The organism is Pseudomonas sp. ChxA, assembly GCF_030263855.1.
GTDB classification, from domain to species: Bacteria; Pseudomonadota; Gammaproteobacteria; order Pseudomonadales; family Pseudomonadaceae; genus Aquipseudomonas; species Aquipseudomonas fluorescens_CB.
The window spans coordinates 3,411,985-3,429,987 of record NZ_JARPMK010000001.1 but is presented as its reverse complement, the minus strand read 5'-3'; the positions used below and the strand labels follow the sequence as shown (position 1 = coordinate 3,429,987).

At 59.5% G+C, this 18,003-nt stretch carries 21 protein-coding genes and 1 tRNA gene; 10 read left to right on the top strand and 12 right to left on the bottom strand.

Features of this window, described 5'->3' with window-relative positions; genetic code table 11:
- Positions 1–172 precede the first annotated feature (172 nt).
- From P5706_RS15275 to P5706_RS15260, 4 genes are all read left to right on the top strand, one after another.
- Entirely contained in the window at positions 173–481 is a 309-nt protein-coding gene (locus P5706_RS15275) for a hypothetical protein (RefSeq protein WP_200432127.1), read from the top strand.
- Positions 482–716: 235 nt separating this feature from the next.
- A complete protein-coding gene (gene mgtA / locus P5706_RS15270) occupies positions 717–3,431 on the top strand; it encodes a magnesium-translocating P-type ATPase (protein ID WP_285679815.1) in 2,715 nt (904 codons plus the stop codon).
- A 65-nt stretch (positions 3,432–3,496) separates the two neighbouring features.
- On the top strand, positions 3,497–3,844 hold the full coding sequence (locus P5706_RS15265) for a DUF2493 domain-containing protein (RefSeq protein WP_058420367.1): 348 nt from the start codon (positions 3,497–3,499) through the stop codon (positions 3,842–3,844).
- 18 nt (positions 3,845–3,862) lie between these two features.
- Positions 3,863–4,684 (top strand): PA4824 family protein, encoded by an 822-nt coding sequence (locus P5706_RS15260; RefSeq protein ID WP_200432129.1) that lies wholly within the window; start codon positions 3,863–3,865, stop codon positions 4,682–4,684.
- Here P5706_RS15260 and P5706_RS15255 read toward each other — a convergent pair.
- A complete protein-coding gene (locus P5706_RS15255; RefSeq protein WP_285679811.1) occupies positions 4,681–5,394 on the bottom strand; it encodes a tellurite resistance TerB family protein in 714 nt (237 codons plus the stop codon). The genes P5706_RS15260 and P5706_RS15255 overlap by 4 nt on opposite strands.
- Before the next feature lie 122 nt (positions 5,395–5,516).
- Here P5706_RS15255 and P5706_RS15250 point away from each other — a divergent pair, with 122 nt between their 5' ends.
- Complete coding sequence (locus P5706_RS15250; RefSeq protein ID WP_285679809.1) at positions 5,517–6,044, top strand: DinB family protein; 528 nt, start codon at positions 5,517–5,519, stop codon at positions 6,042–6,044.
- A 2-nt stretch (positions 6,045–6,046) separates the two neighbouring features.
- On the opposite strand, the gene P5706_RS15245 is transcribed toward P5706_RS15250, so the two are convergent.
- The gene (locus tag P5706_RS15245) at positions 6,047–6,505 is read right to left on the bottom strand and encodes a GFA family protein (RefSeq protein ID WP_285679807.1); all 459 of its coding nucleotides are present in this window, start codon (positions 6,503–6,505) and stop codon (positions 6,047–6,049) included.
- A 183-nt stretch (positions 6,506–6,688) separates the two neighbouring features.
- Here P5706_RS15245 and P5706_RS15240 point away from each other — a divergent pair, with 183 nt between their 5' ends.
- The gene (locus P5706_RS15240) at positions 6,689–6,970 is read left to right on the top strand and encodes a hypothetical protein (RefSeq protein WP_017138846.1); all 282 of its coding nucleotides are present in this window, start codon (positions 6,689–6,691) and stop codon (positions 6,968–6,970) included.
- 1 nt (position 6,971) lies between these two features.
- Here the strand turns inward: P5706_RS15240 and P5706_RS15235 are convergent, their stop codons facing one another.
- From P5706_RS15235 to P5706_RS15205, 7 genes are all read right to left on the bottom strand, one after another.
- Positions 6,972–7,337, bottom strand: a complete 366-nt coding sequence (locus P5706_RS15235) for a VOC family protein (protein WP_285679804.1) — start codon at positions 7,335–7,337, stop codon at positions 6,972–6,974.
- Positions 7,338–7,441: 104 nt separating this feature from the next.
- Positions 7,442–8,413: an XdhC family protein gene (locus tag P5706_RS15230; protein ID WP_285679802.1), complete on the bottom strand. Its 972-nt coding sequence runs from the start codon at positions 8,411–8,413 to the stop codon at positions 7,442–7,444.
- A 1-nt stretch (position 8,414) separates the two neighbouring features.
- Positions 8,415–9,650 (bottom strand): c-type cytochrome, encoded by a 1,236-nt coding sequence (locus P5706_RS15225; RefSeq protein WP_285679799.1) that lies wholly within the window; start codon positions 9,648–9,650, stop codon positions 8,415–8,417.
- A gap of 2 nt (positions 9,651–9,652) precedes the next feature.
- Positions 9,653–10,192 (bottom strand): (2Fe-2S)-binding protein, encoded by a 540-nt coding sequence (locus P5706_RS15220; protein ID WP_138817807.1) that lies wholly within the window; start codon positions 10,190–10,192, stop codon positions 9,653–9,655.
- Positions 10,185–13,016, bottom strand: a complete 2,832-nt coding sequence (locus P5706_RS15215) for a xanthine dehydrogenase family protein molybdopterin-binding subunit (RefSeq protein WP_285679794.1) — start codon at positions 13,014–13,016, stop codon at positions 10,185–10,187. Before P5706_RS15215 ends, P5706_RS15220 begins: the two co-directional genes overlap by 8 nt.
- Positions 13,017–13,536: 520 nt before the next feature.
- A complete protein-coding gene (locus P5706_RS15210) occupies positions 13,537–13,854 on the bottom strand; it encodes a hypothetical protein (RefSeq protein WP_285679792.1) in 318 nt (105 codons plus the stop codon).
- Positions 13,854–14,225 (bottom strand): chemotaxis protein, encoded by a 372-nt coding sequence (locus P5706_RS15205; RefSeq protein ID WP_285679790.1) that lies wholly within the window; start codon positions 14,223–14,225, stop codon positions 13,854–13,856. Before P5706_RS15205 ends, P5706_RS15210 begins: the two co-directional genes overlap by 1 nt.
- A gap of 87 nt (positions 14,226–14,312) precedes the next feature.
- Between P5706_RS15205 and P5706_RS15200 the strand changes: the two genes are divergently transcribed.
- The 3 genes from P5706_RS15200 to P5706_RS15190 all read left to right on the top strand — a co-directional run bounded on the left by P5706_RS15200 (position 14,313) and on the right by P5706_RS15190 (position 15,784).
- Complete coding sequence (locus P5706_RS15200; RefSeq protein WP_285679788.1) at positions 14,313–14,513, top strand: type II toxin-antitoxin system HicA family toxin; 201 nt, start codon at positions 14,313–14,315, stop codon at positions 14,511–14,513.
- Positions 14,514–14,543: 30 nt separating this feature from the next.
- Complete coding sequence (locus P5706_RS15195; protein WP_285679786.1) at positions 14,544–14,969, top strand: type II toxin-antitoxin system HicB family antitoxin; 426 nt, start codon at positions 14,544–14,546, stop codon at positions 14,967–14,969.
- Between the two features lie 77 nt (positions 14,970–15,046).
- Positions 15,047–15,784, top strand: coding sequence for a hypothetical protein (locus tag P5706_RS15190; protein ID WP_285679784.1), 738 nt, complete (start codon positions 15,047–15,049; stop codon positions 15,782–15,784).
- Between the two features lie 362 nt (positions 15,785–16,146).
- On the opposite strand, the gene P5706_RS15185 is transcribed toward P5706_RS15190, so the two are convergent.
- A tRNA-Leu gene (locus P5706_RS15185) sits at positions 16,147–16,233 on the bottom strand.
- A 262-nt stretch (positions 16,234–16,495) separates the two neighbouring features.
- On the opposite strand from P5706_RS15185, the gene P5706_RS15180 reads away from it, so the two are divergent.
- Positions 16,496–16,906: a VOC family protein gene (locus P5706_RS15180; protein ID WP_285679782.1), complete on the top strand. Its 411-nt coding sequence runs from the start codon at positions 16,496–16,498 to the stop codon at positions 16,904–16,906.
- 20 nt (positions 16,907–16,926) lie between these two features.
- Here the strand turns inward: P5706_RS15180 and P5706_RS15175 are convergent, their stop codons facing one another.
- Together P5706_RS15175 and P5706_RS15170 are read right to left on the bottom strand one after the other, a co-directional pair.
- Positions 16,927–17,472 (bottom strand): GNAT family N-acetyltransferase, encoded by a 546-nt coding sequence (locus P5706_RS15175; RefSeq protein ID WP_285679779.1) that lies wholly within the window; start codon positions 17,470–17,472, stop codon positions 16,927–16,929.
- A gap of 81 nt (positions 17,473–17,553) precedes the next feature.
- Positions 17,554–17,973: a response regulator gene (locus tag P5706_RS15170; RefSeq protein ID WP_285679776.1), complete on the bottom strand. Its 420-nt coding sequence runs from the start codon at positions 17,971–17,973 to the stop codon at positions 17,554–17,556.
- Positions 17,974–18,003 lie beyond the last annotated feature (30 nt).

Below are 18,003 nucleotides of genomic sequence, written 5' to 3'. Positions count from 1 at the left end.
AGAAGCCAATGGACACAGTATCTAGTCGCTGTCCGAGCACCGCTGACGCGGGCATCGGGCGCCAAACCCAGAATATGACAGGACTCGCCTTCCAGGTCCGGTAAGCTGCGCTAGAGCTTGATGCTCCACCGTAACTGCCTCACCGGTCGCCCGTCCGGTCCCGAGGTGTGTTATGACCTTTCAACTGATTGTTTTGCCTGACATTCGCACGCTAGCCGCAGCCCTGCGCGCCAAGCTGTGCCGCGAGCCTGTAGGCTTTTCACCTACGCGCTCAACCTTTGCTGCACCCTTCCCTCATGCAAGCAAAGATCAACCGCGCCCAGCTCCCCCGCTGGCGCACTGGCGTATCTGCCCTGCCAGCGGCCAATTGCTGCAGCACTGGGACCACGCCGACCCTCAAGACCCGCAGAGACCTCAGGTTTCCACCCTGGCTCAAGCCAGCCTGTTGCTCGAGTTTTACCTGAGCAACCGCGCCGCTTAAACCAGCTGGAAACAGCAACTTCCTGATGATTATTCTGGAGTTCGTTATGAACACATCCAGTAGTAGCCCGCTGCGCGCCAGTTAACTAACGCGCACTAAGCGGGCACTGTAGAAGTTATGTGAACAGCCTATTTAAACCGATCGCGAAGTCCGCGGCTCGGCATGCTTTCGCTCGCCTGTATTCAGGTAAGTACCGGGTATGTTTTGTCGAGAATTGGCGACAGGAGTACAGACAATGAGCGCCGTAAAAAACACGCCTCTGCACAAGAAAAATGGCACCGCCCCCGACACCAAACTGTCGATGCGTGCCGCCCGTGAAGCCCAGAACGGCCTGTCGGCCACCCTCGCCAATGTGCGTGCCACCCAAGACGGCCTGACCGAACTGGACGCCTCGGCGCGTCTGCAACGCGAAGGCTACAACGAAGTGGCCCACGACAAGCCGCCTCACGCCATCGTCCAGTTCCTGCAGGCACTGAACAACCCGTTCATCTATGTACTGCTGACCCTTGCCGGGATCAGCTTTGTCACTGACTATTGGTTGCCGTTGCAGGCCGGTGAAGAAGTCGATTTGACCAAGGTCATCATCATCATGACCATGGTGCTGCTCAGCAGCCTGCTGCGTTTCTGGCAGGAACACCGCTCGGCCAAATCCGCCGAAGCCCTCAAAGCCATGGTGCGCACCACCGCCACCGTATTGCGCCGCGAGCAAGTCGGCAGCCAGCCGATCCTGCGCGAGGTGCCGATGCGTGACCTGGTCGCCGGTGACATCGTGCAGCTGTCTGCCGGCGACATGATCCCGGCCGATATCCGCCTGATCGAATCCCGCGACCTGTTTATCAGCCAGGCCGTGTTGACCGGCGAAGCCTTGCCGGTGGAGAAGTACGACACCCTCGGCGATGTCACGCAAAAATCCGCCTCTACGCTGGCGGCCGATCAAGGCAACCTGCTGGACCTGCCGAACATCTGCTTTATGGGCACCAACGTGGTCAGCGGCCGCGCCAAGGCCGTGGTGGTCGCCACTGGGCCGCGCACTTACTTTGGCTCACTGGCCAAGGCGATTGTCGGTTCCCGCGTGCAAACCGCCTTCGACCGTGGCGTGAACAGCGTCAGCTGGCTGTTGATCCGCTTCATGCTGGTGATGGTGCCGATCGTGTTCTTCCTCAACGGCTTTTCCAAAGGCGACTGGGGCGATGCGTTCCTGTTCGCCCTGGCGGTTGCCGTGGGCCTGACCCCGGAAATGCTGCCGATGATCGTCAGTGCCAACCTGGCCAAGGGCGCCACGGCCATGGCCAAGCGTAAAGTGGTGGTCAAGCGCCTCAATGCGATCCAGAACTTTGGTTCGATGGACGTGTTGTGCACCGATAAGACCGGCACGCTGACCCAGGACAAGATCATCCTTGAGCATCACGTCAACGCCTTCGGCCAGCGTGATGACGCAGTGCTGTCCCTGGCCTGGCTCAACAGCTTCCACCAGAGCGGTATGAAAAACCTGATGGACCAGGCCGTGGTGCAGTTCTCGGAGCAGAACCCCAAGTTCCAGTTGCCGCTGGCCTACAGCAAGGTCGATGAACTGCCGTTCGACTTTGTGCGCCGTCGCTTGTCGATTGTGGTGCGCGACACGGCCGGCGACCAATTGCTGGTGTGCAAGGGCGCCGTGGAAGAGATGTTGAGCATCTCCACGCACATGCTCGAAGGTGGCACCGCCGTGCCGCTGGATGATCAACGTCGTGCAGAACTGTTGGCATTGGCCAACGACTACAACGAAGACGGCTTCCGCGTCTTGGTGGTCGCGACGCGCAATATCCCTAAATCCATGGCGCGCCAGCAGTACACCACCGCCGATGAGCGCAACCTGGTGATCCAGGGCTTCCTGACCTTCCTTGACCCACCCAAGGAAACCGCGGGCCCGGCGATTGCCGCGCTGCAACAAATCGGCGTAGCCGTAAAGGTGTTGACCGGCGACAACGCGGTGGTCACCAGCAAGATCTGCCGCCAAGTCGGCCTGGAACCCGGCCAGCCGCTGCTGGGCGTGGAAATCGAAGCGATGGACGACGCCACGCTGCTGCGCCGTGTGGAAGAGCGCACAGTGTTCGCCAAGCTCACGCCGCTGCAGAAATCCCGCGTACTCAAGGCCCTGCAAGCCAACGGCCACACCGTGGGCTTCCTCGGCGACGGCATCAACGATGCCCCGGCGCTGCGTGATGCCGACGTGGGTATCTCGGTAGACAGCGGCACCGATATCGCCAAGGAATCGGCCGATATCATCCTGCTGGAAAAGAGCCTGATGGTGCTGGAAGAAGGCGTGCTCAAGGGCCGCGAAACCTTCGGCAACATCATGAAGTACCTGAACATGACCGCCAGCTCCAACTTCGGCAACGTGTTCTCGGTGCTGGTGGCCAGCGCGTTCATCCCGTTCATGCCGATGCTGGCGATTCACCTGCTGCTGCAAAACCTGATGTACGACATCTCCCAGCTGGCCTTGCCATGGGACAAAATGGACAAGGAGTACCTGGCCAAACCGCGCAAGTGGGATGCAAAAAACATCGGCCGCTTCATGATCTGGATCGGGCCAACCTCGTCGATCTTCGACATCACCACGTTTGCGCTGATGTGGTACGTGTTCAGTGCCAACAGCGTAGAAATGCAGACGCTGTTCCAGTCCGGCTGGTTTATCGAGGGCCTGCTCTCGCAAACCCTGGTGGTGCATATGTTGCGCACCCGCAAGATCCCATTCTTCCAGAGCACGGCCGCCTGGCCGGTGTTGATGATGACCGCCATCGTCATCGGGCTGGGGATCTACGTACCGTTCTCGCCGCTGGGCACCCTGGTGGGCCTGGAGCCGTTGCCGCTGGCCTACTTCCCATGGCTGGTCGGCACCCTGCTCGCCTACTGCTGCGTGGCACAACTGATGAAAACGATCTACATCCGCCGCTTCAAGCAGTGGTACTGATCACCCCCGCCGTTTAAACGGTGGCGGTCGCCCGGCCGCCACCGTGCAACACAAGGACCCTGACTATGCGCGTGCTTATCTGTGCAGGTCGTCATTACGCTGACACCAAAAAGTCCCGCCAAGTGCTGGACGCCTACCACCGCCTGCGCCCCGTGCAGGTTTTGATTCACGGCGGCAACCAGTTCCTCGGCAGCGACATCGAGGAATGGGCGCGGGAAATGCGCATCGACGTGGTGCGCTACCCACCCAATTGGCAACGCCACGGCAAGCAGGCGGAACGCCAGCGCAACCATTTCATGCTCGCCGACAGCCGTCCCGACGTGATCATCGCCCTGCCGGGTGGTGACGACACCTCGGAGCTGGTCTGCCAGGCCAAAGCCAGCGGCATTTCGGTGCTGACCGTAGAAAGCTGAATTCAAGCGAGGTGCATCATGCACAAAAAACACAGCCCACAGCGTCCGGACGGGTTTGCCAAATACCGCGAACGTCACTACCGGGGCGCTCGCCATACCCTGTTGCTGCTGCCACCGGCCAAACGTCGTGCGCTGCAACGTAACCTGATCTTTATCGGCACCACACTGGGCCTTATCTTACTCATCGCACTGTTTTCCAAAGCCCAGGCGGCCGGCGGTTCCTATGTGGTCGACGACGGCGGGATCAACGATCCGGGCGAGTGCAGCGTCGACGCCTGGTACACCGCCAATCGGCATCAAGGCAATATTCATAACCAGACGCTTAACCCGGCGTGTACCTTCAGCGCGCTACCTGCCGTGGAATGGAGCGCAGCACTGTCGCGCGCCAGCAATGCAGGTGAAGCCGAGACGCAGATCAGCCCGCAGGTAAAGGCCCAAGTGTGGTCGCAAGAAGCATTGGGGCTGCAGATCGCGGTGTCTGCCACCAGCCACTTTGCCCTGGACCGCCAGCATGCATTCGACGGCGCGGACTTTAATGTGCCGTTGACCTGGCAACCGGTGCAGGCATTGCGCCTGAGCCTCAATGGCGGCTGGACCCATGCCTACAACGGCGGCGAGCAAAACCACCGGCTCACTTGGGGCACCGGTTTTGAGTACCAGTTGGCAGACGCGCTCACGCTGATCGGTGAACGCTATGGCCAGGAAGGCGGTGACCAGGCGTGGCAGGCTGGGCCGCGCTTCCATGTGGGCAAGCTGGTGGATGTGGATGTGGTGGTTGGGCAGAGCCTTACCGGTGATCACAACCAATGGCTGACCACCGGCGCAACTGTGCGGTTTTAAGCTTTTTTAACTTGCTGCTCCAGGTGCAGTTGCAACTCTGGTGCGAGTTGCAACTGCGCCGCCAGATCGTCCAGGTAGCTGCGTTCTTTTGGCGCCTGGTCATTGACCATCATCAAGCTGGCCAGGTAGACCTCGGTCGCCAACCCTGGATCAGCGGCATATTCGGCGAAATCGGCGGCATTCAGCGGTTTGGCGACTTCGTCGTCGAGCCACTGCTTCAACTGCGGCTCATCGGTATGGCGGCCTATCTCGGTTGAGATCATTTGCTGCTCGTTTTCATCAATCCTGCCATCGGCTTTGGCTGCCGCAATCAGAGCGCGTAACACCGCATGGCTATGGGCCTCAGCTTCCTGCCCGTCAAGCTGGTCAACCGTCTGGATGGCTTGCTGCGGTGCGCTGGCCTGCTGGCGTTGCCAGGCCTGATACGCCTGGAAAGCCGCCATCCCCAAGGAGGCCAATGCCGCATAGTTCATCCCGCCGGAGCGTGTTTGGGAAGTGCCACTGGCGGGCGCACCGCCCAACAATCCGCCCAGACCACCTAACAAACCACCCAGACCACCACCTGACGCAGCGTTGCTGCCGCTGCCGGAGCTGTTCAACAAACCTCCCAGCAAACCACCCAGGCCACCCAGCCCACCGCCCTGCACACCGCCTGAGCCGCCTTGCTGGCTGGCGCGCAGCAGCTGTTCAAGTAAATTGCTGGTATTCATGGTGTCACTCTCCCGCAGCGTAGTATTAGCGTTCAACAACCATAGCCCGCTACCGCAGGAACACCAAGACCGCCGGGCGGGCACGCCTTATGATGGGCTCACCACGTTGAAGGAGAAACCACGTGAACCGTCTTGAGCACATTACGTTGATGGCCCGCTACAACCAGTGGATGAACCGCAAGGTCTATGACGCCGCAGGCCGGCTTACAGACGCAGAGTTGACGGCGGATCGACAGGCTTTCTTCGGCTCGATCCTTGGCACACTGAACCACCTGACGCTGGGTGATACGGTATGGCTCAAGCGATTTGCCGAGCACCCGGCAGGCTTTGCCCAGTTGGCGCCATTAACGTCGATTGCCACGCCCTCTGACTTGAAGCAACTGGCTTTCGCCGATCTGCGCGAACTGGCGGCCCGCCGCGCCTGGCTGGACCAGTTGATCATCGACTGGGCCAACAGCCTGCGCGAGCCCGATCTGGACCAGCGCTTGCATTACCACAACATGCGCGGCGTGGCGCACCACAAGCCGTTCTTCGCGCTGCTGGTGCATTTTTTCAACCACCAGACCCACCACCGAGGTCAGGCAACTACGTTGCTGACCCAGGCGGGCGTGGACGTCGGTGATACCGACCTGCTGGCACTGATTGATTGAACTCAGTTGGCACTGAACGCGGCGTAGGCTTGCATCAAACGCGGGAAGTCCTGCGGCTCGGGCAACTGCGCAAAGCTTTCGACAGCCGGCGTGGCGGCCCACGGCAGTTTTTCGCTGGTCCAGGTTTCCATGAACGGCACGTAATCACGGGCATTTTCCAGCAAAGTCGCGCGCACATTGACGAACTCATCAATGCCATGGGGGCGCGTAAACAGCCAGCTCATGCAGTGCGGGCAGCAATAATGGCGGTCCACGCCGTGCAAGCCACCTATCACCGGGCAACCCTGGATCACGGTGAAGCCAGCGGCCGGAATCAACGCGCTAAGGGAAAACGCACTGGCGGTCATCTTCTGGCAGCCGTTGCAATGGCACGCCATGGTGATTACCGGCGGCAAACTCACACTGAAACGCACCCGGTTACAACGGCAACTGCCTTCCAGCGGCAAGGTTTCGACGCTCATCACTCACTCCTTTTTATGATTGTTGGCACCACAGGGTAGCGTGAACCCGCCGTGGAATAAAACCGAACGCCGCGCCGCGGGCGAGGTCACAACCCTGAGGGCTCGGGTTGTTTGCCCGCGCCCTGCCCACGCGCCGCCGCTGCTTCATGGCCGCGCGTACCCCCATAAGAAGGAGACGCTTACATGGTCACTCACTTCAAGGTCGCCGGGCATTTGGCTTGCGGCCATCACGGCACCAACCTCACGTCCAGCACGGAGCTGAACCGAGTCAAATGCCGCACCTGCCGCAATACCGACGCCTACAAAGAAGCGCGCCGCACCCAGCGCAATGCCGCCCGCCGTTCCGCGCGCAAGGCCAAAACCCATACCGCTGTTGACTGGCGCAGTGCCTGGACGCAACGCCTCACCGACCTGCCTGGGCTGCAGCGCCTGCCACGCGGTTTCAGCGGGCAGCCATTTGTCTGAGCTAATCAGGCTTTGAAAACAGATTAACCCGGTTCCCATCGGGATCCTGCAGCAGCGCAGACGTATTGCCCCAAGGCATTTTCGTCACCGGCATCAACACGTCTGCGCTGCGCAATTTGAGCAACATCGCCGCCACATCCGCCACCTCAAACTCCAGAATCGCCGAGCGATTACTCGCCGCGACGGCCAAACCTTGGTTGTGCAGGCGGATCAAGCGTTCATCGCTGATCGCCAGGACCACACCCTCGAAGTGAATCTCGGCAAAACCCTCGGCAAGGCGCCGAGGCTCGAGGGTGGACAGGTTCTGGTAGAACTGTACGAGTTGTTCGAATTGCTGGGTGACGAGGCGCACAGAGGCGAATTTCATGGGCGTGACCTGCACTGAATGTGAGGGCGTACCTTAATTCAGGGCAGTGTCAGTTTTTGTCAGGACTGTTGGCAAAAGTGGCGGGAGCGAGCCGCGCGGGTCGCTCAGAGTCGATCCCGCGCGATGCCGCTGCGAATCCGAAGAATATCGGCCAGCACTGCCAACGCGATTTCCGCCGGGGTCTTGCTGCCCAGGTTCAGACCGATAGGCGCGTGAATGCGCGCCAATTCGACCTCGCCCAAGCCGCCAATTCGGCGCAAGCGCTCAAAGCGCTTTTGTGACGTCTGCATCGAACCCATGACACCGATGTAAAACGCGTCGGTGCGCACGGCTTCCATCATGGCCAGATCATCAATGCGCGGATCATGCGTCAACGCGACCACCGCCGTGTCGCTATGGCAGCCGCCTTCGGCAATGAACACCGACGGCAACTGGCGACGAATTTCGACGTGGTGCAGCACCACGCCTTCCAGCACTTCGTCGCGGGGGTCGCACAGAATCACCTCAAAACCCAGGCCCACGGCAAACTCGGCGCAGGCCTGGGCAACACTGGAGTAGCCTGCCAGCAGTAAACGCTGCGCCGCGCCAATGCGCACACGGACCCGGTCGATCTCACGCTCGACGCGCACGCCTTGCTCACTGTCTGCAAACACACTGCGCGCACCGCTGGCCAGATCGACCTCGCGAATTAATCGGCGCTGGCCCAGCAACGCGGCTTGCAACTCGCGCAAGTGGACCTGAACCGAGCAATCGGGCTCAAGCTTCTCCACCAGCACATCAAGCACGCCGCCACAGGGCAGGCTCACGTGCGAGCGCGGTGCCTCGCCGTCGCCATAACGTACAACGCTCACCGCCTCTGCAAACGCGCCCTCGGCAACCCGTTCAAGGAAGTCTTCCTCAACGCAACCACCGGACAGCGAGCCGATCCATTGCCCGCCAGTGTTCACCGCCAACAGCGAGCCCGGCGCACGGGGCGCCGAACCGTAGGTGGCGAGTACCGTGCACAGCCAAACCTGCTGGCCCGCTGTCGACCATTCCAGCGCCCGGCGAATGACTTGCAGATCGAGATGCTGCATGTCAGTGCGCCTTGTGCTCGGCGGGCGGCGCATCGGCCGCAAGCTTCTGCACGTCGCTGACCGCCAGCTCACCCGACTGGCCGCCCCAACCCTGGCGCAGATAGTTGAGCAGATCGGTCAGCTGTTGATGATTGAGCTTGTCAGCAAAACCCGGCATCGGTTGCATGCGTTCGAACCCGGTGAATTGCTGCTCGCCGATGCCGTCCTCGATCACCCGCAGCAGGTTGCGCGGATCTTCCAGGCGCAATGTGGTGTTGCCGCGCATGGCCACCGCGATGTGCGGCTTGCCCTCGCCGTTCGGCGCGTGGCAACCGGCGCACACGTTCAGGTAGTCCTGACGACCACGCTGGGCGCTTGGGCTCATGGCGTCCAGCGAAGTCTCGCTCAGCACCTTGGCCACCGGTGGTTGATCGCCCAGCAGGAAGGTCGCCATGGCGGCCAGGTCCGGATCGCTGAGCCCCTGGGTGCTGTTGTGGAACACCGGGAACATCTCGTTGAACATCGTGCCCTGGGCACTCATGCCGTGCTTGAGGAACGTGCTCAGGTCCTGATGATTCCAGCCACGAGCGGCCAGGTCAGTGGCTAACAGGCTGGGTGCCAGATAGCCATTGAGCACACCGCCGCTCAGGCGCTTATCCTGCTGCATTGCGCCGGGCAACCCCCGTGGCGTGTGGCATTCACCGCAGTGGCCGAGCACTTCGACCATGTATTGGCCACGCTGGAACGCTGCGCTTTTGCCCTCGGTCGGCGCAAGCTTCACATCCTTGCCGTAGAGCATGTTCCAGCCCATCAAGCCCAGACGCACGTTGAACGGAAAGCTCAGGCGGGTAACCGGCGCCGCACGCTCGATGGGCTCGACGGTTTTCAGGTACGCATGAATCGCGTCCGAATCTGCACGGGGCATCAGGTGGTACGAGGTGTACGGCATCGCCGGGTACAGATTCGCGCCATCCCGGCGTTTGCCTTCGGTGAGCGCGGCGAAGAATTCGTCATCGTTGTACAGACCAATGCCGTGCTCTTTGCTCGGGGTGATGTTGGTGCCATAGATCGTGCCGAACGGCGAAACAATCGGCAGACCGCCTGCAAACGGTGCGCCACCCGGTGCGGTGTGGCAGGCCATGCAGTCAGCGGCGCGGGCCAGGTATTCACCGCGTTTGACTTGATCGTCCGCGTGCGCCAACAACATAGGCGCAGCCAGGCCAACCGCCAACGCAAGGCGGGAAAGTAGTTGCTTCATGCTCAACCCTCCTTGACCAGGCCGAGATCGGTCAGCACATTGCGGGTCGCGTTGTAGTAACGCACGTAGCCGGTGCAGCGACAGATGTGGTGGCCGAGGCTGTCCTCGATGACTTTTTCCAGCTGGCTTTTGACGATGGGCTGACGCTGCAGCTTCTCGACCAGCACGGTCGCGGCATTCACGAAACCCGGCGCGCAGTAGCTGCACTGGAAGGCGAATTCATCGACAAAACGCTGCTGGATCGGGTTCAGCTCAGTGACTTTGCCCTGCTCGTCGCGGGTTGCGTGGCCTTCGATGGTGCGGACTTTTTTGCCTTCGAAATAGTGTGCTCCCGTGATGCAGGTGCGCACTTCTTCGCTGGTGCCGTCCGGGTTGTCGACGATCACCACACAGGCGTGGCAAATACCCTGGCCACAGCCGAGCCGCGAGCCGGTGAGGTTTTTGTATTCGTGCAGGTAATCGATCATCGGCAGGTCATCAGGGATGTCCACCGGGCCGACGGATTGACCGTTGAGGGTCAGTTGAAACGGACGGTTAGCCATTGAGGGCCTCCTTGATGCGCGCAGAAGTGATAGGCAGGTCGCGGACACGTTTGCCAATGGCGTGGGCCACGGCGTTACCGATGGCGCCGACAATCGGGATCATCACCACTTCGGCAATGCCCTTGGACGGGTCACTCGGCGACAGCGGCGGCAGGATTTCGGCCGTCTGGTTCCACACCGCAACGTGGCGGGCCATCGGCAAACGGTAACGGTTGAAATTCCAGTCCCCCTCGCCCGGCCCGCCTTCATACAGCGGCATCTCTTCCATCAACGCATGGCCAATGCCCATGGCGATCCCGCCTTCAAGCTGGCCCTTGACCAGTTCTTCCACCAGCACCCGACCGCACTCGACCCACGAGTGATGGTTGAGCACTTGCACTTCGGCCGAGCCCTTGTTCACTTTCAATTCCACCAGTGTTGCGACCGGGCTGTAGTAAGTCACCGCCGCGTTGTTCAACTGGGTGTCCGGGTAGTGGACGTTCTGGCGATCCAGCAAGTGGAAACCGTTGCTGGTCATCTGCGCCAGTTTCGCCTTCGGCGCGCCGTCGCCGTACTTCACGGCCAGACCGTCGAGCGGCAGGCGCTCGCGCACGCCGTCGATGCTGTAGTCGGCCTCGGCCCAGCTCCAGCGGTTGAAGCCGTGCACGGTAGCGCCGGTCACCAGACCTTTTTCATGCGCGTGTTTAGCTAATTGCGCAAAACTCAGCGGCTGCATGCCATTGGCGGTGAGCTTGCCGTCAACCCAATGCGCGTCTTCGCGGCGCACCACATACGGGTTGGCCTGGCCGCCGTAAGGGCCTTGGCCCCAGATCTGCAACGCCGCCGGCCACAGGCCGTGGTTGAACAGCACCCGTGAGGCTTCACGGGTGGCGTGGCTGAAGTAGTACGCCGAGTTGGTCGCCGACGAGGCCGACGCCAATTTGCCGACCCAACGCGGGTTGCGCAGGAAACCATCCTGTTCGGCCTGGCTCATCACGTAAGGGTTGCCGCCCGTGATCAGTTGCAACTCTTCCCATTCGGTTTCGCCGGTCTTCACTTGCGTGGCCGGGATGCCGATGAAATCCGCCACCACCAGCGCTTGCGAAGTGGACATGCCGGTGCCGATTTCAATGCCGATATGGCGCAACGTCACGTGGCCTTCGGCGGTGAACTCGATGCTGGCCATCGGAGCCTCGGAACCGGTGCCGAAGTCTTTTTGGCAGATGGCAAAACCCACGCCATACCAGTTATCCGGGTCAGCGGCTTCGCGCGTCTTTTTGATTTGGTCGCGGTTTTTCCAGACGTCGTGGGCAGCCGCTTTGTCGAGAATCTCGTGTAAGCGCAACGCCCCGGCAGGCACCGCGCCCTGGGTGTTTTTCATGCCCGACAGCAGGGCGTTTTTCTTGCGCAGGTCGATGGCGTCGATGCCCAGACGCCCGGCGATTTCGTCGACCATCATCTCGGTCGAGGCCATGCTCTGCAGGGTGCCGTAACCGCGCATCGAACCCGCTTCAACCGCGCGGGAATGGTAGGCAGTGACCTGCAAATCGTTCTGCGGCACATAGTAGATAGACTGCGCTGCCGTGGCGCCAACCGCTGCCACCGAAGGGCTGTAGTTGATCCGCCCGCCGCCATCGACATTCATCTCGGCGCGAAAAATCTGGAAACTGTGATCGTTTTTGTCCACCGCCAATTGGTAGCGGATGTCGAACGGGTGACGCTTGATGCCACTCTGGAACTGCTCATAGCGGTCGTTGGCCAGGCGCACCGGCACGCCGGCGCCGTACAACGCCGCGAGGGCTGCGTAGTAGACAAAAATGTTGTGGTCCTTGGAACCATAACCGACGGTGTAGCCCGGGTGCATATTCAGATTCGCCAGGCCGAAGCGCGATGGGGCGATCATCTTCGCGGTTTCGGTGGCGGCTTCCAGCGGGCATTGGGTCGCGACAACAAAGTGCAAAGTTTTGGTGGCCGGGTCGTACCAGCCGTTGCCGTTGTCCGGTTCCATCGCGGCCGGTTCAATCGACGGGGTTTTGTAGCGCTCGTCGAACACCAGCCAGTTGTCGGGCGGCGCATCGATTTGCTGCTGCATCCGGTCGGCGTAAAACAGCCCGCGCTCGGTCAGGTTGCCGTGCAGGTCCGGCTGGGAATTCCATACCGGGCGACGGTTTTTCAGCATCGGGAACAGGATCGAATCCTTGAGGCTGGCGAATTCATCCTCGTCCGCCGAGGTCGCACCGCCGACGCGCACGTAGCGGAAGCTGCCGTAAGGGTCACGTTCGTAGTACGGCGCCTGGGCGCCGTAACGGATGGCTTTATCATTGAATTTGAGTTTGGCCTTGGCCTGACGGAAACGCTCGAAGTCGTTCCAGATCAGGATCGCCACAGGGTGACCGATGAACATCGGCACTTTGCCTTCCGGCAGCAGCGGATCCGGCGCGTGTTCTTCCGGGAAGACGATACCGTCCTTGTCCAGGTCGGCGGCGGTCACAATGCGGTCAGGCTGCAAGTCAGCACCGAGCCACGACAAATCGTAGCCGGCGTAGATGCGATCGGCCTTGGTTATCTTCAGCAACATGGCGTGGCCCTGCTGCTGCGGCCAGCCTGGCATGTCCTTGGCGCGGATGTCGCGGGCAAACACCTTGCTGCCGCAGACCTTGGACAAGGCGTCGTTACGCGAGCGCGCCTTGCCGTTGTTACCGAGCCATTGCTCGGACGGCACGGTCACGCTGTTTTCCATCAAGGCAGCCAGCGCCTGGGTGCTGAGCGGTGTAAGCGTCACGCTCACACCCGCCACCAGCCCGCCCTGAAGGAACGAACGCCGGGAAATATCACGGTTGGACATGGATCATCCTCTGGGCGGTTATGGGTCCGCCCTTTTAGTTATGTTCTGGGGTTTCGATCTTGCAGGAGCGCTTTCGCTGGAAGCAAAAGGCTGGAGTTGACAGTGCAAAGCTGACCGAAAGGTTAACTTTATAGGTTTCTGCGCCCGCCGCAAACAATCTGTTACAAAAACCGACCAAAGCATCAACGCGTTGCCGCTTTGCTCTGAGTAAAAGCAAAGGTCGCGAAGGATCGGGGAAATGTCAGGATGGCTACCGGGAGTTGGTCTTACCGGTGAACCACTCGCGGTGAACAACCACCCCCTTACGCAGGAACTCGACCTCAGCCGCCCCCAGAAGCTTGGTTACGATTACTTTCGTAGCGTCACACGAAGCTGAAGGCCGCCACTGCCAGGACGATGATCACAGGCGCGATCCCGCCCAACAGGGTGACAGTCTTGGAGGAATTGGTATTCGAAGCCATGGCGATGTCCTCGGTGCATTCCGCGCCACAATTTGTGAGTTACGAAAACGTGGCGCGGATTACTGCGTTGCCCGGTTGAGGGCTTCATCTGCCTTATCGGCAGCCTGCGCGGCAGTGGTTGCGGCCTTGTTGGCTTTGTCAGCGGCAGTTCCGGCCTTGCGGGTCAGCTCTTCCAGCAACCGGTCGCGCTCGGTCATCGCGGCGTCGTGGGCCTTGCGGATGTCCCGCACCTGGTCGCTCTGCTTTTCGGCGAGCGACCAGTAGGCGGCCTGATAGCCCAGCACCAACCCGCCACCCACCAGCGCGACGGCAATGGCCCAGACCTCAGTCCGGCGCCACCAGCGGCGGGCGATAAATTCCAATGCGCATCTTTCCATCAGGCGATACCTCCCAGCTTGGTACGCAGGCGAGTGATTTCGTCACTCTGCTGCGTAACGCGGTCAGTGAATTGGGCGACCTGACTGGTCAGGGCCTCGATCTTGCCTTCCATGCGGCCTACTGCGGCGGCTAGGTCATTCCGCTCCTTCGCAAACTGATCGGCGAGGGCCTCGGCCTCTTTACGGGCGGCGCGCTCCTGGTTCAGGAGTTCGTTTAGCCGCTTTAGGGTGCCGATGTCGGCGCTGTCCATTGCCCGATCGGTCCCATCCTTGGAAAGGAATCGGCGCAGCCAAAGCAAGCCGCCCAGCACTACGGTGGCGCTACCGCCCAGCCAGGTAGCTGTGCCTGGGCCGAGGTCAGTAGGATCCATCGTTACTCCAAATTCAAATAAATCAAAATTGTAGTACCACCACAAAAACGTTGTATGCTGGATTCATCCAAACAACCAGGCGAGGTGATGAAGTCCAGCGAATTCAGAAGATGGTTGAAGGCCCAAGGGGTGACCTTCGAAGCAGGCAAAGGGAGCCACTTCAAAGTCATCGCCCCAAACGGCAACAGAGGCACCTTCGCGGATCACGGCAGTAAAGAAATGCCAAAACCGACCCGCAAGGCGTTCATTAAACAACTGGGGCTCCGAGAGCCCCTTCACCACATCTGAACGCTGGGCGATCACCTCCAAGGAGTGACCATGTACAACTACGCAACCCGCTTTGAGCAAGACAGCGCACCAGGGCTGGCCGTGTTCTGCCGCGACCTGCCAGAGCTGAACAGCTACGGCGACGACAAAGAACACGCCATCAGTGAAGCGGTGGACGCGATTGAAACAACTCTGTCCATCTACGTGGATCAGCGCCGAGCTATTCCAGAGGCGTCCGCACCAGAGCCAGGTGAACAAGTCATCTACTTGCCAGCCGTCACCGTGGCGAAGATCATCCTCTGGAACGAGATGATGGCGCGAGATATGCGCAAGGCCGATCTGTGCCGACTCCTAGGCCTGGCTCAGACACAAGGTGATCGCCTGGTGGACTTCCTCCACTCGTCCAAGATGGAAGCTATCGAGAAAGCCCTTGCGGCTCTGGGCAAGCGTTTAGGCTTGTCTGTTGAACCCGCGTGATTAAGCACCCACTTCAGTGGCGAGCAACTGGCCCGCCTTACTGTCTTAGCCCATGCAAACATGAAAAGGATGGAGCCGTGGCAATAACAAACGTCGAGCACCTCTCGCTAGCGCTTCTGTTGTCTTTCTCAACATTCACATACGCAGAAAACGTCATTCACCCACTCGAAAGTGAAGAGTTCTATTTCAAAGCATTGCCCTACTTGAAACAGATCGACGATGCACAAAATGAACTCATGAACACTCGAAACAAGCTACCTGCCAGCACGCCGCTCTCTGAGCAGACAAAAGAAAAATTCAGGAGTGAGATTAAGCCACTCTTCGAGGCAGGAATGCCTCTGCTCCGGCGTTCAGCAGCTGAGGGAAATCCAGCAGCGCAGTACCGGTTAGCATGGATATCTTCGCTTTTTGAACCTTACGAGCAAGCTGTCGATCAAGTCTGCCCCCTTCTAAGGGCTAGCCTGAGCCAGGGCTTTACTCCAGCCGGAGTACAAATGATCAATTACTGCCTTGATGAAGCAAAAACACCAGGATTCCGATCGCTAATCGACGCACTGCCTGGCAGTGATACCTTGTTCAGCAAGTACTACCCCCTGCCAACGTTGATGCCAGGCTGCGATCGCAGTCGCGCCTCCGACAACAATGTAATTGCATTGCTTGATGAGAAGGGTTTTCGCGCCAACCTCTATATGAGTGTTTCGACCGAGATGTCACGACAGCATCTCAAACAAGAACAACTCACCTATCTCAATAAAGCCGTCGAATATGGATGCACTCGCGCAATTGAAAGACTGAAGCTAGAAGCAGGCAATTGATGCTAGGCCGCCGAGTTCTCATACCGCTGCATTACCGGCGATACCGCGTCCAGACCTCCCGAGAGCTTTCCTGCTACAGCCAAATTTGAGGCAATAAAAACCCCGCGCAGGGCGGGGCTCGCAAATCTCATACTTCAGTTACAAGGGGAACTCGCCATCTTCGTCTTCGGGCTTTGGAGGGAGCGGCGTGCAGTCACTAATAGTGGACTTAACGTCTTCAATCCGCTTTTCCGCATCCTAAAACCATCGGATTTCTGAAGACCGGACGAAAGTTCGACGGAACGCAGAAACAAAAAAACCCGCCAGAAGGCAGGTTTTTCAAGGCTTCCAGGGAACTTAACAGCTTCCAGTGGAATGTAATATGGTGCCCGAACCCGGAATCGAACCGGGACGCCCTTACGAGCGGGGGATTTTAAGTCCCATGCGTCTACCAGTTTCGCCATTCGGGCGGTAGCGCGGTGTTTCAGGGTTGGGAATATATAGACCCCGGCGCTTGGATGCAAGGTCGAGGCGCACCTTTATCGTGCTCATCCTGAGCTGAAAAACCTTGTCAGATCAGTGATCTACGCAGCCAACCTGGCATTCACCAAGCGGGTTGGCTGACTGTCCTGGGCCGATGCCACGGGTTAAATGCAGCACTCGTTTTCCAGAATCAGCTAAGTTGAAGACTTTGGCGACACCAAAACCAATGATCAAACAGGAATGATCGCAATGCGCACTTTTTCAATCCAACATATAGATCATGTTGTTTTACGCGTGAAAGACATCACCCGCAGCCTGGCGTTTTACACCTCGGTACTGGGCTGTGAGGTCAAAAAGCGCCGTGATGACCTCGGCATGATCCACCTGAGTGCCGGGACGTCCCTGATTGACCTGGTCGATGTGAATGGGTCGATCGGTCGTGAAGGCGGCGAGCCGGCGGGCAAGCAAAGGCATAATGTCGATCACGTCTGCCTCAGGGTTGAGCCTTTTGATGAATCAGCCATTATCAGCCACTTGGCTGAAGCGGGTGTGTTCGCGGAAAAGGCGCAGAAGCGCTATGGCGCAGACGGGACAGGCTGGTCGATATATTTCAATGACCCGGATGATAATCGGATCGAGCTCAAAGGCCCTGCCATTTAGGCTGGCGTCAGGTTTTGGTTTCAATTGCCTGTTTCGGCCCGCTCAAATGCAGCCCGCTCAACTTTATAAAAACGATTCTCTTGCGAACGCCCTGCGAAGGTTTTTATTGAGGTATGCGAAAGCTGCCCGCCGATTTTCTCCATTGCCCGTTGCGAGCGAATGTTGCCGGCGCCGACGTGGAACCATACGGTATCGACCCACTGAAAGGCGTGCTTGAGCATCAGGCGCTTAAGCTCGCCATTGGCCCCGCCGCCCCATTTTTCACGCGCCAGAAACGTGTACCCGATGGCTACCTCACGTTGCTGCTCACTGAAGTCGTAGTAACGAGAGCTGCCCACCACCCTGCTGCTCTCACGGTCGATCACCACCAGTACGCTGGGTGAAGTCAGCGCCTGCTCGAACCATTCGCGAAACACTAGTTCCTGATAGCGCGTTGGGTTGGGGTGCTGGGCCCAGATCAACGGATCACAGGCGACGCCATACAGGGCCTCGAAATCCCCGGCTTCCAGCGGGCGCAGCTCAAGTAACGCACCCTTGATGGAGGGCGGGATGGGTAGCGATTGCATCACTGTTCTCCAGGCGCTGAGGGTGCCAGATCATCGCGCAGGGGATATGGCCCTCGCAAGAGCTGGAGAGCCACAGTGAAGTTACGCCCCCACTTCTCTGTTGCGTGCAGGTATCACAAGGCTGGGATCAACCCTGGCCATGAGCTGGGTGAGCGTGTCGAGGTCCGGCAACGGCAATGCACTGATCAATACCTTGTCCTGACGGCACACCAGAAACGCCGGGATACCCGATTGCCTTTCATCGTAGATCAATGCGTAACGCAAGTACGGGTTGTCCATGCAGAACGAAAACAGATCAAATTTCACGCCTTTCACCAGTGAAGCGTTGATGATCAGCAGGTCCAAGGGTTCGCAGTCATACTCCAGCGCGCTTAATACCTCCTCCAGCCGGTGCATCGGCGCAATCCGGTAGTAACCCAGATGGTTCAGGGCACGCTCGATCCTCAACCGGGAGAAATGCTGGTCATCTGCGATCAGAATCCTGAGTGCTTTATTTGGCATCTTTCGCATCCTCGCGATTAGTCTTACGTA